Below are 18,688 nucleotides of genomic sequence, written 5' to 3'. Positions count from 1 at the left end.
AAGACTAACGACAGGCACCGAGCGGAACACGGTCTACCCGATCTCGCGAACCCCGTGGAGCCCCCGCCGCCCAAGCGAACTCACCCCTGCACGCAGTGAGCGGACCTGCGGCAACAGCAGCTCCAGCAGCACGAACCGGCGGTCGCGCCGGAGTGACGGATCCGCGGCGGGGGTTCTCATGGGCCGACACCGTAGCGCCGGATTCCTCGAACGGCGTACGCATTTCGGCGGCGCCACCGAAGCCGTGCGAACAGCACAGCGCGTCAATACACCCCCCCACCCACCCGTCGTGGCGATCTTGGCGGTCAAGCCAGGCATTCAGGTGATTTCGGTGGGACAACCGGTTTTAGGCTACTTAATATCTGGTTCCGTGACAGACGGGAAGAGTCGGCTGCGACCGGCCGAACACGCGACCGATGTGGTCGTCCTCGGGGCCGGGCCGGCCGGGCTCGTGCTCGGCAACATCCTGGTGGACCGGGGGATCGACTGCGTCGTACTTGAGCGGGCGGAGCGCACGCATGTGCAGACGCGGGCACGTGCCGGGTTCCTGGCCGCCAACACCGTGCGGCTCCTGGAATCGCACGGTCTCGCCGAGGGGCTGCAGCGGCGCGGGCAGCTCCACAGCACCTGCGAGTTCCGTACCGAGGACGGCCGGTTCCGGCTGGACTACAGCGGCCTCGGGCAGCGGGAGCGGCACACCGTCTACCCCCAACAGGAGCTGGTGACCGACCTGTTGACGCGGTTCCTGGAACGCGGCGGACAGATCCGGTTCGGCACCGAGGCCGTGGCCGTGCGCGACGCCGACAGCGAGCGGCCGGAAGTCGTCGTGCGTGAGGCCGACGGGCGGCCCGGCCGGTGGCGGGCGCGGTACGTGGCCGGCTGCGACGGGCGGCACGGCGCGGCCCGGCGTTCACTGCCGGCCGGCACGGTCCGCCACCACCGCGACCACGGCGTCAGCTGGCTCGGCCTGCTCGCCGAGGCCCCGCCCAGCCTGGACGCCGTCGGATACGCGGTGCACGAGCGCGGGTTCGCCGGACACATGGCCCGCACCAGCGAGGTCACCCGCTACTACCTGCAGTGCGAGCGCGGCACCCCAGCCGACGCCTGGTCCGAGGAGCGGATCTGGGACGAGCTGGAGCTGCGGATGCGGGCGCGGGACTACGGTCCGCTGCACCGCGGGCGCCTCGTGCAGCGTTCCGTCGTCGACCTGGAGTCCGACGTGCTCGAACCCCTGCGCCACGGCGCCCTGTTCCTCGTCGGCGACGCCGCCGGTCTGATCAGCCCGTCCGCCGCGAAGGGCGCCAATCTCGCGGTCCTGGAAGCGGATGTCCTGGGCCGCGCCCTCATCGACGACCTCATCGTCGGGGACTCCAAGGGCCTCGACGCCTACTCGGCGCGGTGTCTGACGCACATCTGGCGTGCGCAGGAGTTCTCGCACTGGATGATCGGGCTGCTGCACGGCCCGTCCGGCGCGGACGGCGAGTCGCTGTTCCACAACTCCCTGCGCCGCTCCCGCCTCACCTCGCTGCGCACCTCACGCAGCCACCAGGACTGGTTCGCCGAGCACTACGTCGGCGTATAGCCCCATATCCCGTAGCGGCTTCCCCATACCGGTTGCTGCTTCCCCCTGTCCCGTCACCGCTTCCCAACTCCGCACCCGCGTACGTCCGTACGCGTACATCCGAACCCCGGAATGAGGATCCCCCCGCAATGATCACGACATTGTCGGGCGATACGTCCCGCCTGCGCGCGACGGTCGACTTCGTCAAGGAACAGGACACCTCCACCCTGCTCCGGCTCCTGCTTCCCGGGCTCGACGGCCCGGAGCTGCGGGCCGTGGCGGAGCGCTGCGGCTTCTCGCACGCGGCGCTGCTCGTCTTCCCGCCCGACGAGGCGGCGCTGAGCGCCACACTCGCCGACTGCGGGCTCGTCGCGGACGCGCCGCCGCGGCCGAGTGTCATCGTGCGCGAGCGTCTCGCCGTACGGCACAAACGCAGTGCGGCGGAGCTCGACGTCGGCATTCTGCGCCCCGCGGTGGGGTGCCTGGACGGGGCGCGGCGCTGGGTCGAGGTGTTCGCGCTGACCGTGCCCCCGGGGTCGGACCTCGACGCGGTCGCCGCGCACGAGCGGGAGCGGCAGCACGAGGCGCATGTCGCCTTCGAGGTCGAGACGCCGGACCCGTTGGTGCTGCGCGGCCTGTGCGCGGCCTTCGGACGGTACGGCGCCGGCCCGGACGGCGGCGGCTACAACCCGCACGAGAACGGCACGGTGTTCTACTTCACCGCGCCCGCCGAGGCCAAGGCCGGCTACCGGCGCGTGGAGCTGTACGTCCCAGGCGACCACCGTGACGTCCTCGCCGCCCACCTCGACGAGCACCGCAGGCGCCGGCCCGCCGAGACCCTGCTGCGCCTGCTGACCGGGGCGTGGACGACACAGGCCCTGGCCGCGTTCGCACGCCTCGATGTGGCCGACGCGATGGACGAGGAGCGGAGCGTCGGCGTGCCCGAACTGGCGCGGGACGTCGGTGCCCTGGCGCCGAACCTGACCACCCTGCTGCGGTACCTCGGCATGCTCGGCGTGGTGAGCGAGGACCGCGACGGTTTCCGGCTCACGGACACCGGCACCCTGCTGCGCGCGGACGCCGAAGGGTCGATGCGGGCGCTGGCGCTGATGTACGGGGGACCGTTCTACGAGTCCTTCGCCGGGCTCGACCACACCGTGCGCACCGGACAGGTCGCCTTCGAGCAGCGCTTCGGCGAGAACCACTTCGACCACTTCGCCCGCGATCCCGAACTCGCCGAACTCTTCGACCGGTCGATGGCCGCCGGTTCACGGATGTTCGACCCGCTGCCCGCCCACCCGGCCCTCACCGCGGCCGCCGAAGGGGCCACCGTGGTCGACATCGCGGGTGGCAACGGGGAACTGCTCGGCCGAATCCTTTCCGCACACCCCCGCCTGCACGGCGTCCTCCTCGAACGCCCGCACACCGTCGAGGCCGCCCGCCGCCTCCTCGGCGCGGCCGGCCAGGCGGAGCGGTGCACCTTCCGGGCGGGCGACTTCGCGGACGTGCCCGCGGGCGGCGACGTGTACGTCCTGTCGCGCGTCCTGCACGACTGGGACGACGACCGCTGCATCGAGATCCTGCGCCACTGCGCCCGCGCGATGTCCGAGAGCGCCCATCTGCTCGTCGTCGAACGCGTCCTGCCCGCCGACGGCTCGGCCTCGCTGGCCACGGCCTGGGACCTGCACATGATGTGCAACGTCGGCGGCCGCGAACGGCGCGCCGACCACTACGCCCGGCTGTTCGCCGACGCGGGCCTCACCCTGGTGGACCGGACACCGCTGCCCCTGGACGGCAGCGTGCTGCACGTCCGCAGGACCGGCCCGGCGGACACCGGATCCAAGGTCTAGGAGCCGAGCTGCTCTTCGCACGCGGGGCGGGCGGGCGCCCGCCCGCCCGCCCCGCGTCTGCGCGAGATCGGCCGGGCGTGTCCCAGGAGTGGTGTTGCCTAGAGCGCACTCCACGACGTTGGCTATGAGCCATGAAGTACACGCAGCTGGGACGCACAGGACTCAAGGTCAGCCGACTCGTGCTCGGGACCATGAACTTCGGTCCGCAGACCGACGAGGCCGACAGCCACGCGATCATGGACGCGGCGCTGGACGCGGGCATCAACTACTTCGACACCGCCAACGTGTACGGCTGGGGCGAGAACAAGGGCCGTACCGAAGAGATCATCGGCAACTGGTTCGCCAAGGGCGGCGAGCGGCGCGACAAGGTCGTGCTCGCCACCAAGGTGTACGGGAACATGGCCGCCGACGGCGACGCCTGGCCCAACCACGACAAGCTCTCCGCGCTCAACATCCGCCGCGCGGTCGACGCGAGCCTGAAGCGGCTCCAGACCGACTACATCGATGTCTACCAGTTCCATCACGTCGACCGCAGCACTCCCTTCGAGGAGATCTGGCAGGCCATCGACGTGCTCGTACAGCAGGGCAAGATCCTGTACGTCGGGTCCTCCAACTTCCCCGGCTACAAGATCGCCCAGGCCAACGAGATCGCGGCCAAGCGCGGCGGCACCATCGGGCTCGTCAGCGAGCAGTGCCTCTACAACCTCGCCGAGCGCCGCGCCGAGATGGAGGTCATCCCGGCCGCGCAGGAGTACGGGCTCGGTGTCATCCCCTGGTCCCCGCTGCACGGCGGTCTGCTCGGCGGTGTCATCAGGAAGGAGGTCGAGGGCGGGCGCCGGGCGAGCGGCCGGGCCGCCGACTCCCTCGCCAACACCGCCATCCGCGCGCAGATCCAGTCGTACGAGGACCTGCTCGACAAGCACGGCGTCGAGCCCGGCGAGGCCGCCCTGGCCTGGCTCCTCACCCGCACCGGCGTCACGGGCCCGATCGTCGGCCCGCGCACGGCCGAGCAACTGGACTCCGCCCTGAGGGCCGTCGAACTGGAACTGACCGAGGACCTACTGACCGGCCTCGACGAAATCTTCCCGGGCCCGGGCCCGTCCCCGGAGGCCTTCGCCTGGTAGCAGCACGTGAGAGGGCGCCCCTTCAGGGGCGCGGGGAACTGCGCGACCAGCCACGACGGTCCGCAGCCGCACAACCCGCTGGGGCACAACGGCGGTGGCGGACGGCTACCTACCGACCGCCGCCGCCATCGCCACCACAACGAACATCAGCACAAGAACACCGGCCATGATCCGGTTACGCGTCTTCGGGTCCACACCATCGAGCGTAACCGGCCACCCTTACGCCCCCGCACCGAGGGCCCACCGCCCGTACACCTCATACCGCGGCTGCTCCCCCGCCACCCCCGAGGCAGGCAGCCGACTCCGCATCAGGCACAGCTCGGCAACCGTCCAGCCGCGCCCCTCGAACCCGCCCAACAAGGAAACGTACGGACCGAAGTCCGTCTCCTCCCGGCTCCGCGCCAGCGTGAGATGCGGCCGGTACCGCCGGTGCTCCTCCCGCTCCACCCCGGCCTTGCGCCCCGCCGCCCCCGCCCGCTCGGCGAGCAGCCGCAACGTACGTACGTCGCCCGCGGCGCCCGCCCACAACGCGCGGCCCCCGAAACGGCCGCCGCCCCGCAGGGACAGGGGGAAGGGATCGGTCCGCCGCGCCGACCGCTCCAGCCGGACCGACAGATCCGGTACGAGCTCCTCGTCGACCTCTCCGTAGAACGCGAGCGTGAAGTGCCAGCCGGGCCGCCCCGTCCAGCGCAGCCCGTGGCCGGCCCCGGGCAACTGTCTCAACTCGTCGACCACCAACGCGAGTTCTGCGGTCACGTTCTCCGGGGGCAGCACGGCGGCGAAGAGTCTCATGGGCGCCAGTCTCCCCGCCGGGTGCTGTCGAGTCCGAGCGTGTCCTGGTCACCGTGCGTATCGTTGTACTGCGCGGCTGGGCTCGAACGAGTCGCAGCCGGGGAGGAGCGCCACGATGGCCGTCCTTGAAGACGGGATCGAGATGGCCGAGATCGGCGGCGAACTCACGCTCGACGCGATGTTCGAGTGGCTGGAGAAGATGCCCGTCCCCGAGGGAACCAAGGTTGAGATCGTCGGGGGAAACATCTTCATGGCGCCGCAGAGCCACACGCACTGGCAGATCATCGCGAACATTCTCGACCAGCTGTGTGCCCGGTACTCGATGCAGCGCCTGATGTCCGACGTCCGCATCGACTTCCCCGGGCACCTCAACGGGTTCGCGGCCGACGTGGCGGCCCTCGCGGAGGGCTTCGAGCCGGATGACGAGGACCGCTTGCGGTATCAGGACGTCGAGTTCGTCGCGGAGGTGATCTCCAAGGGCACCGCCTGGAAGGACTACGAGCCAAAGAAGGCCGCATACGCCGCCGCCGAGGTGCCGGCGTACCTGATCGTGAACCCGTACACCGGCCGCTGGCACCTGCACACGCAGCCGAAGGGCGGCGAATACCACTGCGAGGTCAGCTTCGGCTTCGGCGACGAGGTCGACCTGACCGGGACCCCCGTCGATCTCGTCCTCAAGACCGACGAGTTCCCCCGCGACTGAGCCGAGCCGAGGATCCGGCTCTGCGCGAAGGCCTACGCGGCAGTAGCCAGCGCCCGTTCCCTCGGGACGAAGCGGACCTGCGGATGGCCGCGGTGCCAGCCCACCGACAGGCGCAGGCCGCCCACGCGGGCCAGGGCCAGGCCGACGGTGACTGCGGCCAGGGCCGAGATGACTCCACCGACGGCGAAGCCGACCCGGGGGCCGTAGGCGTCCGTGATCCAGCCGACGACGGGCGCCCCCAGCGGCGTACCGCCCATGAAGACCATCATGAACAGGGCCATGACGCGGCCGCGCATGGCCGGGTCGGTGCCCATCTGGACCGCGGTGTTCGCCGTGACGTTGACGGTCAGGCCGGCGATCCCGATCGGGACCATGAGCAGGGCGAACAACCAGTAGGACGGGGCCAGGGCGGCCACGATCTCCAGGACACCGAAGGCGACGGCGGCCGCGACCAGTACGCGCGCCCGGGCCGTGCCACGCCGGGCGGCGAGGAGCGCGCCCGCGAGCGACCCCACGGCCATCAGCGTGTTGAAGAGGCTGTACGCGCCGGCGCCGGCGTGGAAGACGTCGTCCGCGTAGGCCGAGAGCCAGACCGGGAAGTTGAAGCCGAAGGTGCCGATGAAGCCGACGAGGATGATCGGCCACATCAGGTCGGGGCGGCCCGCGACATAGCGCAGGCCCTCGCGGAGCTGGCCCTTGCCGCGCGGGGTGCGCTCGACCTGGTTCAGCTCGCGGGAGCGCATCAGGAGCAGACCGGTGAGGGGCGCGATGAACGACAGGCCGTTGAGCAGGAACGCCCAGCCCGTGCCCACGCTCGTGATGAGCAGGCCCGCGACGGCGGGGCCGACGAGGCGGGCGGACTGGAAGTTGGCGGAGTTGAGGCTGACCGCGTTCTGCAGTTGCTCGGGGCCGACCATCTCGGAGACGAAGGACTGCCGGGCCGGGTTGTCGATCACCGTGGCGAGGCCGACGGCGAAGGCGGCGACGTAGACGTGCCAGACCTGGACGTGGCCCGAGAGGGTGAGGAAGGCGAGCGCGAGGCCGGTGAGACCCATGGCGCTCTGGGTGGCCAGCAGCGTGGGGCGCTTGGGGAGGCGGTCCACGAGGACACCGCCGTAGAGACCGAAGAGCAGCATCGGCAGGAACTGCAGGGCCGTGGTGATACCGACGGCGGCGGAGGAGCCGGTGAGGCTCAGCACCAGCCAGTCCTGGGCGATTCGCTGCATCCAGGTGCCGGTGTTGGAGACGACCTGGCCGGTGAAGAACAGCCGGTAGTTCCTGACCTTCAGCGAGCTGAACATCGAGGAGCGGGGCTTGGGAGCGGACGGGGAGTTGTGGGCGGCAGGTGCGGGGGCGGAGTCTGCTCCGGGTCCCGTACTCAACGGCGTTCGCCTCCTTGGACGGGGGTGGGTTCGGTGCGCGCGGCGTGGGGACGCGCGCGGTTACAGATGCGCGAGCTTCTCCAGGACGGGGGCGGCCTCGCGGAGCTTCGCCCAGTCGTCCTCGTCGAGGCCCTCGACCAGTCCGGCCAGCCACGCGTTCCGCTTGCGGCGGCTCTCGTCGAGCATGGCCTCGGCCCGCTCGGTCTGCGTGACGACCTTCTGGCGCCGGTCCTCGGGGTGCGGCTCCAGCTTGACCAGCCCCTTGGCTTCGAGGAGCGCCACGATGCGGGTCATCGAGGGCGGCTGCACATGCTCCTTGCGGGCGAGCTCGCCCGGGGTGGCCGTGCCGCAGCGGGCGAGGGTGCCGAGCACCGACATCTCGGTCGGGCTCAGCGACTCGTCGACCCGCTGGTGCTTGAGTCGACGTGACAGGCGCATCACGGCGGATCGCAGGGAGTTCACGGCGGCAACATCGTCGCCATGGGTGAGGTCAGGCATGTTCCTTAGAGTAACTCATTACTCTCGCTAAAGACCACCCGAGTGCACGCCTGACGCCCGTGAATCGGGCCACTGACGCATTTCATCACTCATACGAGTGAGACCGCTCCGGAAAGTGACCCGACAGGCGGCCGGATACGGCAACCCTCGACCGCATGGGGACCAGTGTGCTCAGCCTGCGGATAGACGGGGAGCTGCTCGATCGGCTCCGGCACCATGCGGCCAAACGGGGAATGAGCGTCCAGGACTATGTGGTCCGGACGCTCGTTCGCGACGACTTCGACGAGCGGTTCCAGACCGCGGTCGAGGAGACGGAAAAGTTCTACGGGGTCACGTGAGCCCGGGAGCCCGGACGCTCTGCGGGGTCACGTGAGCCCACGGTGGATCCGGGCTCAGGTCAGGCCCAGCGCCGGCATCAGGTAGTAGAAGACGAACACCGCCGACACCACGTACATAGCGACCGGTACGTCCCGCCCGCGCCCGGCCGCCAGCCGCAGCACGACGAACGCGATGAAGCCCATGCCGATGCCGTTCGTGATCGAGTACGTGAACGGCATCATCAGCATCGTCACGAACGCCGGGATCGCGATGGTGTGGTCGCTCCAGTCGATCTGGCGGATCGAGCCGGACAGGATCAGGAAGCCGACCGCGAGCAGCGCGGGCGTGGCGGCCTGGGACGGGACCATCGCGGCGACGGGGGTCAGGAAGAGCGCGGCACCGAAGAGCGCGCCGGTGACGATGTTCGCGAAACCGGTGCGCGCCCCCTCGCCGACGCCCGCCGTGGACTCCACGAAGCAGGTGGTGGCGGAGGACGAGGTGGCGCCACCGGCTGCGACCGCGATGCCGTCGACGAAGAGCACCTTGTTGATGCCCGGCATGTTGCCGTCCTTGTCGGTCAGCTTCGCCTCGTCGCCGATGCCCATGATCGTGCCCATCGCGTCGAAGAAGCACGACAGCAGCACGGTGAAGACGAACAGCACACCGGTCAGTACGCCGACCTTGCCGAAGCCGCCGAAGAGGCTGACCTGCCCGACGAGCCCGAAGTCGGGGCTCGCGACCGGGCTGCCGGGCCACGTCGGGGTGGTCAGACCCCAGGAGGGCACGGTGGCGACGGCGTTGATGACGAGCGCGACGACGGTCATGGCGACGATCGAGATCAGGATCGCGCCCGGCACCTTGCGCACGATGAGCGCGAGCGTGAGGAGGGTGCCGAGGACGAAGACGAGCACGGGCCAGCCGTCGAGGTGACCGGTCCCGCCGAGCTGCAGCGGCACGGTGGTCTGGGCGGCGTCCGGGATGCGCGAGACGAAGCCCGAGTCGACGAGTCCGATCAGCATGATGAAGAGGCCGATGCCGATCGCGATGCCCTTGCGCAGTCCGAGCGGCACGGCGTTCATCACGCGCTCACGCAGACCGGTGGCGACCAGCAGCATCACCACGAACCCCGCGAGCACGACCATGCCCATGGCGTCCGGCCAGGACATCCGGGGCGCCAGCTGGAGCGCGACGACGGTGTTCACGCCGAGACCGGCGGCGAGCGCGATCGGTACGTTGCCGATGACGCCCATCAGGAGCGTGGTGAACGCCGCGGTCAGCGCGGTCGCGGTGACCAGCTGGCCGTTGTCCAGCTGGTGTCCGTACATGTCCTTCGCGCTGCCCAGGATGATCGGGTTCAGCACGATGATGTAGGCCATCGCGAAGAAGGTGGCGAAACCGCCGCGGATCTCACGTGACAGCGTGCTGCCGCGCTCCGAGATCCGGAAGTAGCGGTCGAGCGCGCCGGAGCCGGACCGGGGGTCCGGCTGCTTGGGCGCGGAGGCCTTGGCGGGGGCCGAGGTGGGCATGCGGGGACCTCATCGCCGGCGGACATCCCCGATGCCCAGGTGGCGTTTCGTGATTTGGAGTTTCATACGAACGGAACTAGCCAGAAACAAACAGTTTCAGTATGAACATACGTCATGGAGAACGCTATCTCCGCGCGTAGACATGACCGCCCACGCATGGTCCTGATCACCTCGTAAGCTGTCCCCCATGGCTGGGTTTTTTTCGGGATCCCCGAAACACGAGGCGCCGGAGCCCCTGGAGGGTCCCGTGGTCGCCACCATCACGGGTGGCACGATCCTCTGGTTCGTCCTCTTCCTGGCACAGCTCCCCTTCTACAACTGGTTCGACGACCACGGACACCTGTGGTGGCTCTGGACCTGCCTGGCCGGCGCGGGCCTCGGCCTGATCGGCATCTGGTACGTACGGGGCCGTGAAGCGGCACTGAAGAGGGACGAGGCGGCACAGGAGCCGGCTCCGGACGCCCCGTAGGGCGCGTGCCCAGGGGCGCGGGGAACTGCGCGACCAGCCCCCACCGACCCGCGGACGAACAACCCCACCGCGCGGGCGCATACAACCACGGAACCATTCCGGCTCCTCCCCAGGTCGGATCTTTGCCGCACTCGGCGGGTGAAGCCGTATATCCCCCCGTACCGTCGGATGCATGACGCACATCGACGCGGGCGCCGAACTCGACCCTGTGCATCCACACCCCATACCCGCCCCCGCGCCGAGGGCGGTGGGCCTCACCGCGGCCGAGGTCGCCGAGCGGGTGGCGCGGGGCGAGGTCAACGACGTACCCGTGCGCAGCAGTCGCTCCACGGTCGACATCGTCCGCGCGAACGTGTTCACCCGGTTCAACGCGATCATCGGCGTGCTCTGGGTGATCATGATGTTCGTCGCGCCGTTCCAGGACAGCCTGTTCGGCTATGTGATCCTCGCGAACACCGGCATCGGCATCATCCAGGAGCTGCGCGCGAAGAAGACCCTGGACTCGCTGGCGGTGATCGGCGAGGCGCGGCCGACCGTCCGCAGGGACGGGGTCGCCGCCGAGGTCACGACCTCCGCGATCGTGCTCGGGGATCTGATCGAGATCGGGCCGGGCGACAAGATCGTCGTCGACGGCGAGTGCGTCGAGGCCGACAGTCTGGAGATCGACGAGTCGCTGCTCACCGGTGAGGCGGACCCGGTCGTCAAACAGCCCGGCGACCAGGTGATGTCGGGCAGCTTCGTGGTGGCGGGCGGCGGCGCGTTCACCGCGACGAAGGTGGGGCGCGAGGCGTACGCGGCACAGCTCGCCGAGGAGGCGAGCCGCTTCACGCTCGTCCACTCCGAGCTGCGGACCGGTATCTCCACGATCCTCAAGTACGTGACGTGGATGATGATCCCGGCCGCGATCGGCCTGGCCATCACCCAGCTCGTCGTCAAGAACGACGACTTCAAGGACTCCATCGCCCGTGCCGTAGGCGGCATCGTGCCCATGGTTCCGGAGGGGCTGGTCCTCCTCACCTCCGTCGCCTTCGCGATCGGGGTCATCCGGCTTGGCCGGAAACAGTGCCTCGTCCAGGAACTTCCGGCCATCGAGGGCCTCGCCCGCGTCGACACGGTCTGCCTCGACAAGACGGGCACGCTCACCGAGGGCGGCATGGACGTCACGGAGTTGCGGCCACTGGGCGACAGCGACGAGTCGTACGTACGGAAGGTGCTGGGCGCCCTCGGCGAGTCGGACCCGCGGCCGAACGCCTCGCTCCAGGCGATCATCGACGCCTACCCGGACGGCGAGGGCTGGCGCTGTGTCGAGGCACTGCCCTTCTCCTCCGCGCGCAAGTACAGCGGGGCGTCCTTCAGCGAGGGCGACGGCGGGTCGAGTACGTGGCTGCTGGGTGCCCCGGACGTGCTGCTGCCGTCGGAGGACCCGGCGCTCGCCGAGACCGAGCACCTCAACGAGCAGGGGCTGCGGGTGCTGCTGCTGGCCCGCGCCGACAAGGACCTGGACGATCCGCTGGTCCAGGAGGGCGCCCGGCCGACCGCGCTCGTCGTCCTGGAGCAGCGGCTGCGGCCCGACGCGGCGGACACCCTGCGGTACTTCGAGGAGCAGGACGTACGGGCCAAGGTGATCTCCGGCGACAACGCGGTGTCGGTCGGCGCGGTCGCCGCCAAGCTCGGGCTGCCCGGGGCCTCCGCCACGGTCGACGCGCGGCGGCTGCCCGCCGAGAGGGAGGAGATGGCCAGGGCGCTGGACGAGGGGACGGTGTTCGGGCGCGTCACTCCGCAGCAGAAGCGGGACATGGTGGGCGCCCTCCAGTCGCACGGCCACACGGTCGCGATGACCGGTGACGGCGTCAATGACGTACTCGCCCTGAAGGACGCCGACATCGGGGTCGCGATGGGGTCCGGGTCGGAGGCCACCCGGGCCGTCGCCCAGATCGTGCTGCTGAACAACAGCTTCGCGACGTTGCCGTCCGTTGTCGCCGAGGGGCGGCGGGTGATCGGGAACATCACGCGGGTGGCAACGCTGTTCCTCGTCAAGACGGTCTATTCGGTGCTGCTCGCGGTGATGGTGGTGTGCTCTCAGGTGGAGTACCCGTTCCTGCCGCGGCACTTGACCCTGTTGTCGACGCTGACCATCGGTGTGCCGGCGTTCTTCCTGGCCCTGGCGCCCAACAAGGAGCGGGCTCGGCCGCACTTCGTGCGGCGGGTGATGCGGTACTCGATTCCTGGCGGGGTCGTCGCGGCGGTCGCCACGTTCGCCACGTATCTGATCGCTCGTCACCACTACACGGGGGAAGGGGCGTTGGACGCGGAGACGAGTGCGGCGACGCTGACGTTGTTCCTGATCGCGATGTGGGTCCTTGCGATCATCGCGCGGCCGTATACGTGGTGGCGGGTGGGGCTCGTTGCCGCGATGGGGCTGGGGTTCGTGGTGGTACTGGTGGTGCCGTGGCTCCAGGAGTTCTTCGCGCTCAAGCTGGTCGGAACGACCATGCCGTGGACTGCCGTCGGCATCGCGGTGGTGGCCTCGGCCGCGCTGGAGTTCGTATGGAAGTGGGTCGACCGCCACGTTCCTGCGTAGGGGGTGGGTGGTCGGTGTGGTGTGTCGGGTGCGGGTGAGTGGGGGCTGGTCGCGCAGTTCCCCGCGCCCCTAAAGACGAAAGGCAGGGGCTACGCCCCCGCTCTTTCGTCTTTAGGGGCGGTAGCCCTTGCCTTTAAGGGGCGCGGGGAACTGCGCGAGCAACCCCCACCGGCCCGCGGTGAACCCAGCACGTCAACCCCCACCCACCTCAGGGGCGCGGGGAACTGCGCGGCCAGCCCCCACTCGCCCGCACCCACAACACGCACCCCCGCCAGCCCCCTCCACACCACTGGCCCCACACCTGTCGGGGCGTGGGGCCAGTGGTGGCAGGTGAGGGAGGGTTACTTCACGTCGATGAAGTCGCCCGCGGCCTTGACGGCCGGAGTGGTCGTCGTGCCCGCGAAGCTGTAGCGGAAGTACCCGTCGGCGGCAGCCTTGACCGTGGTCTTCAGCGCACCGGCCGACCCGGACTTGACCGTCTTGACATCCACGTACGTGGACGTGCCCTTCTTCTTGAACTGGAGCTTCACCGACTGGGAGGTGTAGCCCGCGTACTTGTTGGTCTCCCAGTTGGCACGGGTCAGGTTCCCCTTGACCGTGATGGTCTTGCCCTTCTTCACCGGCTCCGGCGAGGCGTTGACCGTCAGCTTGGAGAACCGCTGGACCTTGGTCGTACCGGCCTTGGTGGCCTCGGCGTAACCGACCTTGGTGACGTCGAAGTCCTCGGCGGCCGGGTCCTGGCCGTTGAGGGCGATGGCGTACGCGTTGGCGTTCCACGTACCGGCGTCGGAGTTGCGCAGTTCTTCGTCGCCCGGACGGACGTCGATGGTGCCCTTGCAGGACGCGACGGTGGCGGAGACCGGCGTGCAGGTCGGGTACAGGTCACCGAACAGGTAGTTGTCCGGCGACTCGTAGGAACCGCGGTAGATCTCCAGGTCGACGACGAAGTCGGCCGCGGCGATGTCGACGTCGGCGGCGTGTGTCAGCGTGAACGTCGCCGGGACGGTGACGTGCTTGCTGGTGCCGGCGACGATCGCCTTGCCGCCGTTGATCTTGACGTTCGAGAAGCTCGCGTCGAGAGCGTAGGGCGCGTCGGCCTCGGCGGCGGCGATACGGGCGCCGCTCTTGCCGGAGGCGGCGTGGGCGGAGTCGAGCACCTTCGCGACGTCCGCGCGCGAGATGGCGGAGTCGTCGGCCTGCGCGGCCGGAACGGCGAAGGCGGAGAGAGCCAGGGCGCCGGTGACGGCGGCCACGGTGGCACGTATGCGCATGCGTTCCCCTGATGGAGAAAGGGCCCCGGACGGCATTCGTCTTCACGTCGGGGCCGAAGTGATCAAGAGTCTGTTGACCCGAGTGATCAGATGCGTGACGGGGGTGAATGGTTGTACGCGAGGTGAATCTTTTGCGTACACGTGACCAAGGTCATCTTCACCACTCACCCCGTCACACCCGAGGGGCCTACTGCACGTCGATGAAGTCACCCGCGGCCGCGACCGCCGGAGTGGTCGTCGTACCCGCGAAGTTGTAGCGGTAGTAGCCGTCGACCGAGGCCGTGACCGTGGTCTTCAGGGCGCCGGCCGAACCGGACCTGACCGACTTGACGTCCTTGTAGGTCGTCGTGCCCTTCTTCTTGAACTGGAGCTTCACCGACTGGGAGGTGTAGCCCGCGTACTTGCCCGTGTCCCAGTTGGCACGGGTCAGGTTGCCCTTGACCGTGATGGTCTTGCCCTTCTTCACAGGCTCAGGGGAGGCGTTGACGGTCAGCTTGGAGGCTCGCTTGACGCTGAACCCCTTGGCGTTTTCCTTCTTGACGTAGTCGGCGTCGACGCCCGCGGCGAGCGCCCAGACCTTCCAGCCGCCGGCCACCGAGTTGATCAGGTTGGCGCCGGACTCGAGGGTGAAGCTCGACTTGCAGGTCGAGGTCGTGGCGTCGACCTCGGTGCAGGTGGCCCGCAGGTCGCTGCTGTTGGCGACGGCACCGCTGTCGGACGACTCGATGTCCGCGCCGTGGTACAGGATCGCCTGGGCCCAGTCGATGCCCGAGTCGTCCGTGGCGGTGAAGGTGACCGTGATGGTCTTCTTCCCGGTCGCGCCGCCGACGACGTCCTTACCGCCGTTGACCACGACGTTCGAGATCTTGGTGTCGCCCGCGAAGGTGTCGGCCTGGGCGGCCGGTACGGCGAGGACGGACAGGGCCAGGGCGCCGGTGACGACGCCCAGGGTGGCACGTATGCGCATGCGTTCCCCACGTGGAGAGGGACCCCGCGGCGAAGCCATGTCACGCGAGGTCCGGTCATTGAGACTGCGGAGCCCGAGGGCTCGCGGTGATCAGATCCACGAAGGGAACGAATGGTTGTACGGGTTGTGAACTTCTGGTGCCTATGTTGCCCAGGTCACATGACCGGCCCCGGGTCCCCTCAGTCGAACCAGCGGTCCCGCGCGAGTTCCTCCGTCCTGGACGGGTCCTCCAGGAGGGCGCCGACCTCGAAGCGGCGGGGCCACTGGCCGGCCGCCCAGGCGAGGCCGGCCGCGACGCCCTCCACGGTGGCGGCGTGCAGCACGCCGTCGCGGGTGCGGCGCCAGTCGAGTTCGGTCTCGTCGACGAAGAGTTCCTCGTGCTCGACGTACGTCGTGGGGGTCGAGGGGCCCAGCAGGACCCGTACGGACTCCGGGACGTCGTGTTCCACGCCCTCGCTGGTGACCTCGCCGGTCACGGACTCGCTCAGCCGCCGGACCTGGAACAGCTCGGCGAGGTCGGCGGCGCGGGACGGGCTCACGGGGAGCAGCGGGGTGCCGGCGGTGAAGGGCAGCAGGTCGGGCGAGTCGACGACCACGGCGTCGGCCGCGTCCACGACCGTCACCCGGCCGTCCACCACGGCCCGCAACTCGTCCGGCAGGGTGACCTGTTCGGGGTCGAGGTCCGCCAACGCGCTGTAGAGGGCGTGCAGTTGGGCTGCCGTGACCTCTCGGTCGGGGTCGGCGAGGCGGTCCAGGAGTTCGGCGGCGCCGCCCGGTTCGGCGAGGAGGGCGGCGACGGAGGTGCGGACGCCGAGGGCCCGCAGGACCTGCTCGTCGTTGAAGCCGGTGGCGTCGGCGGCGTCGTACAGGCCGTGCAGGAGCGGGTCGCCGCCCTCGGCTCGCAGGCCGGCCGGGCGGCGGCCGTCGAGGACCGGGTTCCCGCGCAGCCACCAGGCGGTGTACGGGCGGACGATCTCGTGCGTCCCGTCGGGCAGCAGGATGCGGACCGGCTGGGTGAGGGCGTCCCGCAGCGGCGGCCGGGAGAGCAGGGCGAGGGCCTCGGGCCAGCGGTCCTCGTCGACCAGGTCGAGATCCCGTACGGCGACGAGCTCCGTGGCGACGGGCGGCACCGGCGAGTCGGGCAGCCGGTCCAGCACGTCCTCGCACCACACGTCCACGGCGTCGAGGAGCCCCGCGTCGTCGGGCTCGGCGAACTCCCCTTCCCGCGGCTCCAGTTCGTCGGGGTCGAGAACGACGTCCGTGGCGCGTACGAGGGTGAAGTTGGCCAGCACCCCGCAGGCGGCGAGCGGCTGTTCGCCCCAGCGGTCGGCCAACTCGGCGTCCACGGAGGCGAGTTCGTCCTCGCGCATCACCTGGGCGAACGGGCTGCCAGGGAGGACGAGTTCACCGGCCGGGGCGAGTTCGCCCTCCTCGTCGGGGAGGGCGAGGGCGCCGAGCCAGGGTTCGTCGCCGGGTTCGAGGCGGGCGTCGCGGACGAGCGCGAGGACGGTGTCGGCCAGTTCCTCGGCGTCCGGGGCGTCCTCGTCCCAGGCACCGCCGTCGTCGTCGAGGGAGGCGGCGACGGCCGCGCGGACCTGCGGGGTGGTGAGGACGGCACGCGGGGTGGCGGGCAGGGCGCCCAGCTTCTCCAGGAGCGGATGGGCGGCGTCCGGGTGGGCGACCTTGAGACCGAGGCGGGCGAGGCGCACCAGGGCTTCCGGGGCGGCCCGCTCACCGTCGGCGGCGGGCAGCAGGACCTGCCGGGGCCCGATCGTCGTCCGCCCGTCCGCGAGCGGCACGGGAAGCCCCGTGAGCCGGTCCGGGTCGACGCCGGCGAGGCTGTCGTAGAACCGCCGCCACCACCCCGGGTCCTTCTCCAGTCCGGCCAGCCGGTCGATCGCCTCGGTCAGCGGCACGCGGGCGACGCCCAACGTCCGCAGCTCCGCCCGCCGTTCGAGCCCGGCGGGCAGCAGGCTGGGCAGCACCTCGGCGAGGACCTGCACGGTCTCGGCGCCGGCCCCCTCCACCACTTCGGCGTCACGGGGCCGCAGGGACTCCGGAAGACCGGAGTCTCCGTCCTCGTCGCCATCCTCGTCGCCGGTCGGCCCGACCGCGGTCGGATCGACGGCGGGCGGCAGGAAGGCGGTACGCGGCAGCCGGTCGAGGATCGCCTGACGCAGCGTCCCGTCGAGCTCGCCCTTGCCGAGCGAGCCCGGTACGAGGCCGATGATCCCGGTGGTCACCGGCCGCCAGTCGGCCAGCAGTTCGGCGTACGCGTCCGCCGCGCGCTGCATCAGGAAGTCGGTGAGCGGGCCGGGGGCGGCGTGCCGGCGGGTGGTGTCGAGCGGGAGGGAGGCGATGAGCAGCGCGGGCACGCCGAGGGGTTCGTCGCTGGGCGTCGGCGCGTGCACGACGGGGCTGGTGCGGGGCCTGGCCGGGGTCCCGTCGGCGTCGACCGGCACGGCCCAGGTGACCGACCAGTGGGGGCGCAGCCGCTCCTCGACGGGCCGGTCGGCGAGCAGCGCGGGCTCCAGGGCGCCGTGCGCGGAGACGGTACGCCAGCGGGTCGTGCCGTCGCGGGAGTCCTCGACGATCACATCGCCCTGGGCGTCCGCGTCGACGCGTCGCCGGATGGTCCGTACGCTCCCGTCCCCGGCCTCGACGACGACTTCCGTCAGTCCGGGCAGGGCCAGCAGCAGCGCGTCGTCGACGCCCCCGAGGAGCCGCTCGGCGAGATCCTCGGCCGCCGCGTCCCGCAGCGGCAGGATCACGACGCTGTCGTACGAGTCCGGGGCGGTGCCCTCGGCCGCGAACGGCAGCCGGAGCAGCGGCACATGACCGTCGCGGCGCCGCAGTTCGTCGCCGAGCCCGGGGCTGTGGCGGGCGATGTCGGTGGCGAGTTCGCGGGCCTCGACGAGAGACCAGCGGACGCCTCCGTGCCGTCCCACGAGGGCGGGTTCGTCGGTCACGGCGAGCACGGCCGCGAAGCCGACGCCGAAGCGGCCGACCGCGCTGTCGTTGTCGTCGCGCTTGGCGGAGGCGCGCAGCGTGGAGAGGGACTCGACGCCCGTCGCGTCCAGCGGGGCGCCGGTGTTGGCGGCGACGAGGACTCCGTCGCGGAGGGTGAGCCTGAGCCTGCCCGGTACGCCGGCGCGGGCGGCGGCGTCGGCGGCGTTCTGAGCGAGCTCGACCACCAGCCGGTCCCGGTAGCCGCCGAGGACCAGGTCCTCCTCGGCGTTGGCGTCCTCGCGGAACCGGGCCGGGCTCGTCGCCCAGGCGTCCAGCACGCCGCGCCGGAGCCGCGCCGTCCCGAACGGGTCCGCGCCCTCTGCAGCCGGCCGCACGAACTTGCTCACGGTTCACTCTCCCTCTCACGTTGTACGGCCGCACGCGGTGGCTCGGTCGCGGCACGAAGGTACCGTGCGGGTCCCTATGCAGGGGGCTCGGCGGGTGGGGTGGGTAGTTGGGTGCGGGTTGCCTGTGGCTGAGCGCGCAGTTCCCCGCGCCCCTGGGTGAGTGGGTGGCTGATGTCGGGGGTTCACCGCGGGGCGGTGGGGGTTGCTCGCGCAGTTCCCCGCGCCCCTAAAAAGCGGGGCTGCGCCCCTGGCTTTTTGTCTTTGGGGGCGCGGGGAACTGCGCGACCAGC

General features: G+C 70.5%; 15 protein-coding genes. 7 read left to right on the top strand and 8 right to left on the bottom strand.

Annotated elements, in window-relative coordinates:
- Positions 1-33: 33 nt before the first annotated feature.
- Positions 34-180: a hypothetical protein gene (locus tag ACFWXQ_RS36080; RefSeq protein WP_383937438.1), complete on the bottom strand. Its 147-nt coding sequence runs from the start codon at positions 178-180 to the stop codon at positions 34-36.
- Positions 181-418: 238 nt separating this feature from the next.
- On the opposite strand from ACFWXQ_RS36080, the gene ACFWXQ_RS36075 reads away from it, so the two are divergent.
- The 3 genes from ACFWXQ_RS36075 to ACFWXQ_RS36065 all read left to right on the top strand — a co-directional run bounded on the left by ACFWXQ_RS36075 (position 419) and on the right by ACFWXQ_RS36065 (position 4,535).
- Positions 419-1,582, top strand: coding sequence for a 4-hydroxybenzoate 3-monooxygenase (locus ACFWXQ_RS36075; RefSeq protein ID WP_383937530.1), 1,164 nt, complete (start codon positions 419-421; stop codon positions 1,580-1,582).
- Positions 1,583-1,710: 128 nt separating this feature from the next.
- Positions 1,711-3,411: a methyltransferase gene (locus ACFWXQ_RS36070; protein WP_383937436.1), complete on the top strand. Its 1,701-nt coding sequence runs from the start codon at positions 1,711-1,713 to the stop codon at positions 3,409-3,411.
- A 131-nt stretch (positions 3,412-3,542) separates the two neighbouring features.
- Entirely contained in the window at positions 3,543-4,535 is a 993-nt protein-coding gene (locus tag ACFWXQ_RS36065; RefSeq protein WP_383937434.1) for an aldo/keto reductase, read from the top strand.
- A 219-nt stretch (positions 4,536-4,754) separates the two neighbouring features.
- Here the strand turns inward: ACFWXQ_RS36065 and thpR are convergent, their stop codons facing one another.
- Positions 4,755-5,327 carry an RNA 2',3'-cyclic phosphodiesterase gene (gene thpR, locus ACFWXQ_RS36060; RefSeq protein WP_383937432.1) on the bottom strand — a complete coding sequence of 191 codons (573 nt, stop codon included), beginning with the start codon at positions 5,325-5,327 and terminating at the stop codon, positions 4,755-4,757.
- A gap of 115 nt (positions 5,328-5,442) precedes the next feature.
- Here thpR and ACFWXQ_RS36055 point away from each other — a divergent pair, with 115 nt between their 5' ends.
- On the top strand, positions 5,443-6,030 hold the full coding sequence (locus tag ACFWXQ_RS36055; protein WP_383937430.1) for a Uma2 family endonuclease: 588 nt from the start codon (positions 5,443-5,445) through the stop codon (positions 6,028-6,030).
- Positions 6,031-6,062: 32 nt separating this feature from the next.
- Here ACFWXQ_RS36055 and ACFWXQ_RS36050 read toward each other — a convergent pair whose 3' ends face one another.
- Both ACFWXQ_RS36050 and ACFWXQ_RS36045 read right to left on the bottom strand, forming a co-directional pair.
- A complete protein-coding gene (locus ACFWXQ_RS36050) occupies positions 6,063-7,412 on the bottom strand; it encodes an MFS transporter (protein WP_383937428.1) in 1,350 nt (449 codons plus the stop codon).
- 60 nt (positions 7,413-7,472) lie between these two features.
- Complete coding sequence (locus ACFWXQ_RS36045; RefSeq protein ID WP_143639706.1) at positions 7,473-7,910, bottom strand: MarR family winged helix-turn-helix transcriptional regulator; 438 nt, start codon at positions 7,908-7,910, stop codon at positions 7,473-7,475.
- A 155-nt stretch (positions 7,911-8,065) separates the two neighbouring features.
- On the opposite strand from ACFWXQ_RS36045, the gene ACFWXQ_RS36040 reads away from it, so the two are divergent.
- Positions 8,066-8,248 carry a hypothetical protein gene (locus ACFWXQ_RS36040; RefSeq protein ID WP_055616674.1) on the top strand — a complete coding sequence of 61 codons (183 nt, stop codon included), beginning with the start codon at positions 8,066-8,068 and terminating at the stop codon, positions 8,246-8,248.
- Between the two features lie 54 nt (positions 8,249-8,302).
- Here the strand turns inward: ACFWXQ_RS36040 and ACFWXQ_RS36035 are convergent, their stop codons facing one another.
- A complete protein-coding gene (locus ACFWXQ_RS36035; RefSeq protein ID WP_383937426.1) occupies positions 8,303-9,754 on the bottom strand; it encodes an NCS2 family permease in 1,452 nt (483 codons plus the stop codon).
- A 187-nt stretch (positions 9,755-9,941) separates the two neighbouring features.
- Here ACFWXQ_RS36035 and ACFWXQ_RS36030 point away from each other — a divergent pair, with 187 nt between their 5' ends.
- Both ACFWXQ_RS36030 and ACFWXQ_RS36025 read left to right on the top strand, forming a co-directional pair.
- Positions 9,942-10,223, top strand: coding sequence for a DUF2530 domain-containing protein (locus tag ACFWXQ_RS36030; RefSeq protein WP_383937424.1), 282 nt, complete (start codon positions 9,942-9,944; stop codon positions 10,221-10,223).
- Between the two features lie 172 nt (positions 10,224-10,395).
- Positions 10,396-12,804, top strand: a complete 2,409-nt coding sequence (locus ACFWXQ_RS36025; protein ID WP_383937423.1) for an HAD-IC family P-type ATPase — start codon at positions 10,396-10,398, stop codon at positions 12,802-12,804.
- A gap of 341 nt (positions 12,805-13,145) precedes the next feature.
- Here the strand turns inward: ACFWXQ_RS36025 and ACFWXQ_RS36020 are convergent, their stop codons facing one another.
- The 3 genes from ACFWXQ_RS36020 to ACFWXQ_RS36010 all read right to left on the bottom strand — a co-directional run bounded on the left by ACFWXQ_RS36020 (position 13,146) and on the right by ACFWXQ_RS36010 (position 18,398).
- Positions 13,146-14,075, bottom strand: coding sequence for a hypothetical protein (locus ACFWXQ_RS36020; RefSeq protein WP_383956280.1), 930 nt, complete (start codon positions 14,073-14,075; stop codon positions 13,146-13,148).
- A gap of 187 nt (positions 14,076-14,262) precedes the next feature.
- Positions 14,263-15,042 (bottom strand): calcium-binding protein, encoded by a 780-nt coding sequence (locus ACFWXQ_RS36015; protein WP_383956283.1) that lies wholly within the window; start codon positions 15,040-15,042, stop codon positions 14,263-14,265.
- A 179-nt stretch (positions 15,043-15,221) separates the two neighbouring features.
- Entirely contained in the window at positions 15,222-18,398 is a 3,177-nt protein-coding gene (locus ACFWXQ_RS36010) for a sacsin N-terminal ATP-binding-like domain-containing protein (protein WP_383956286.1), read from the bottom strand.
- Positions 18,399-18,688 lie beyond the last annotated feature (290 nt).

This window comes from Streptomyces sp. NPDC058697 (assembly GCF_042715345.1).
Lineage (GTDB): Bacteria > Actinomycetota > Actinomycetes > Streptomycetales > Streptomycetaceae > Streptomyces > Streptomyces liliifuscus.
Note: the sequence above shows the minus strand (reverse complement) of the source record. Positions and strands in the feature narration are given on the sequence as shown.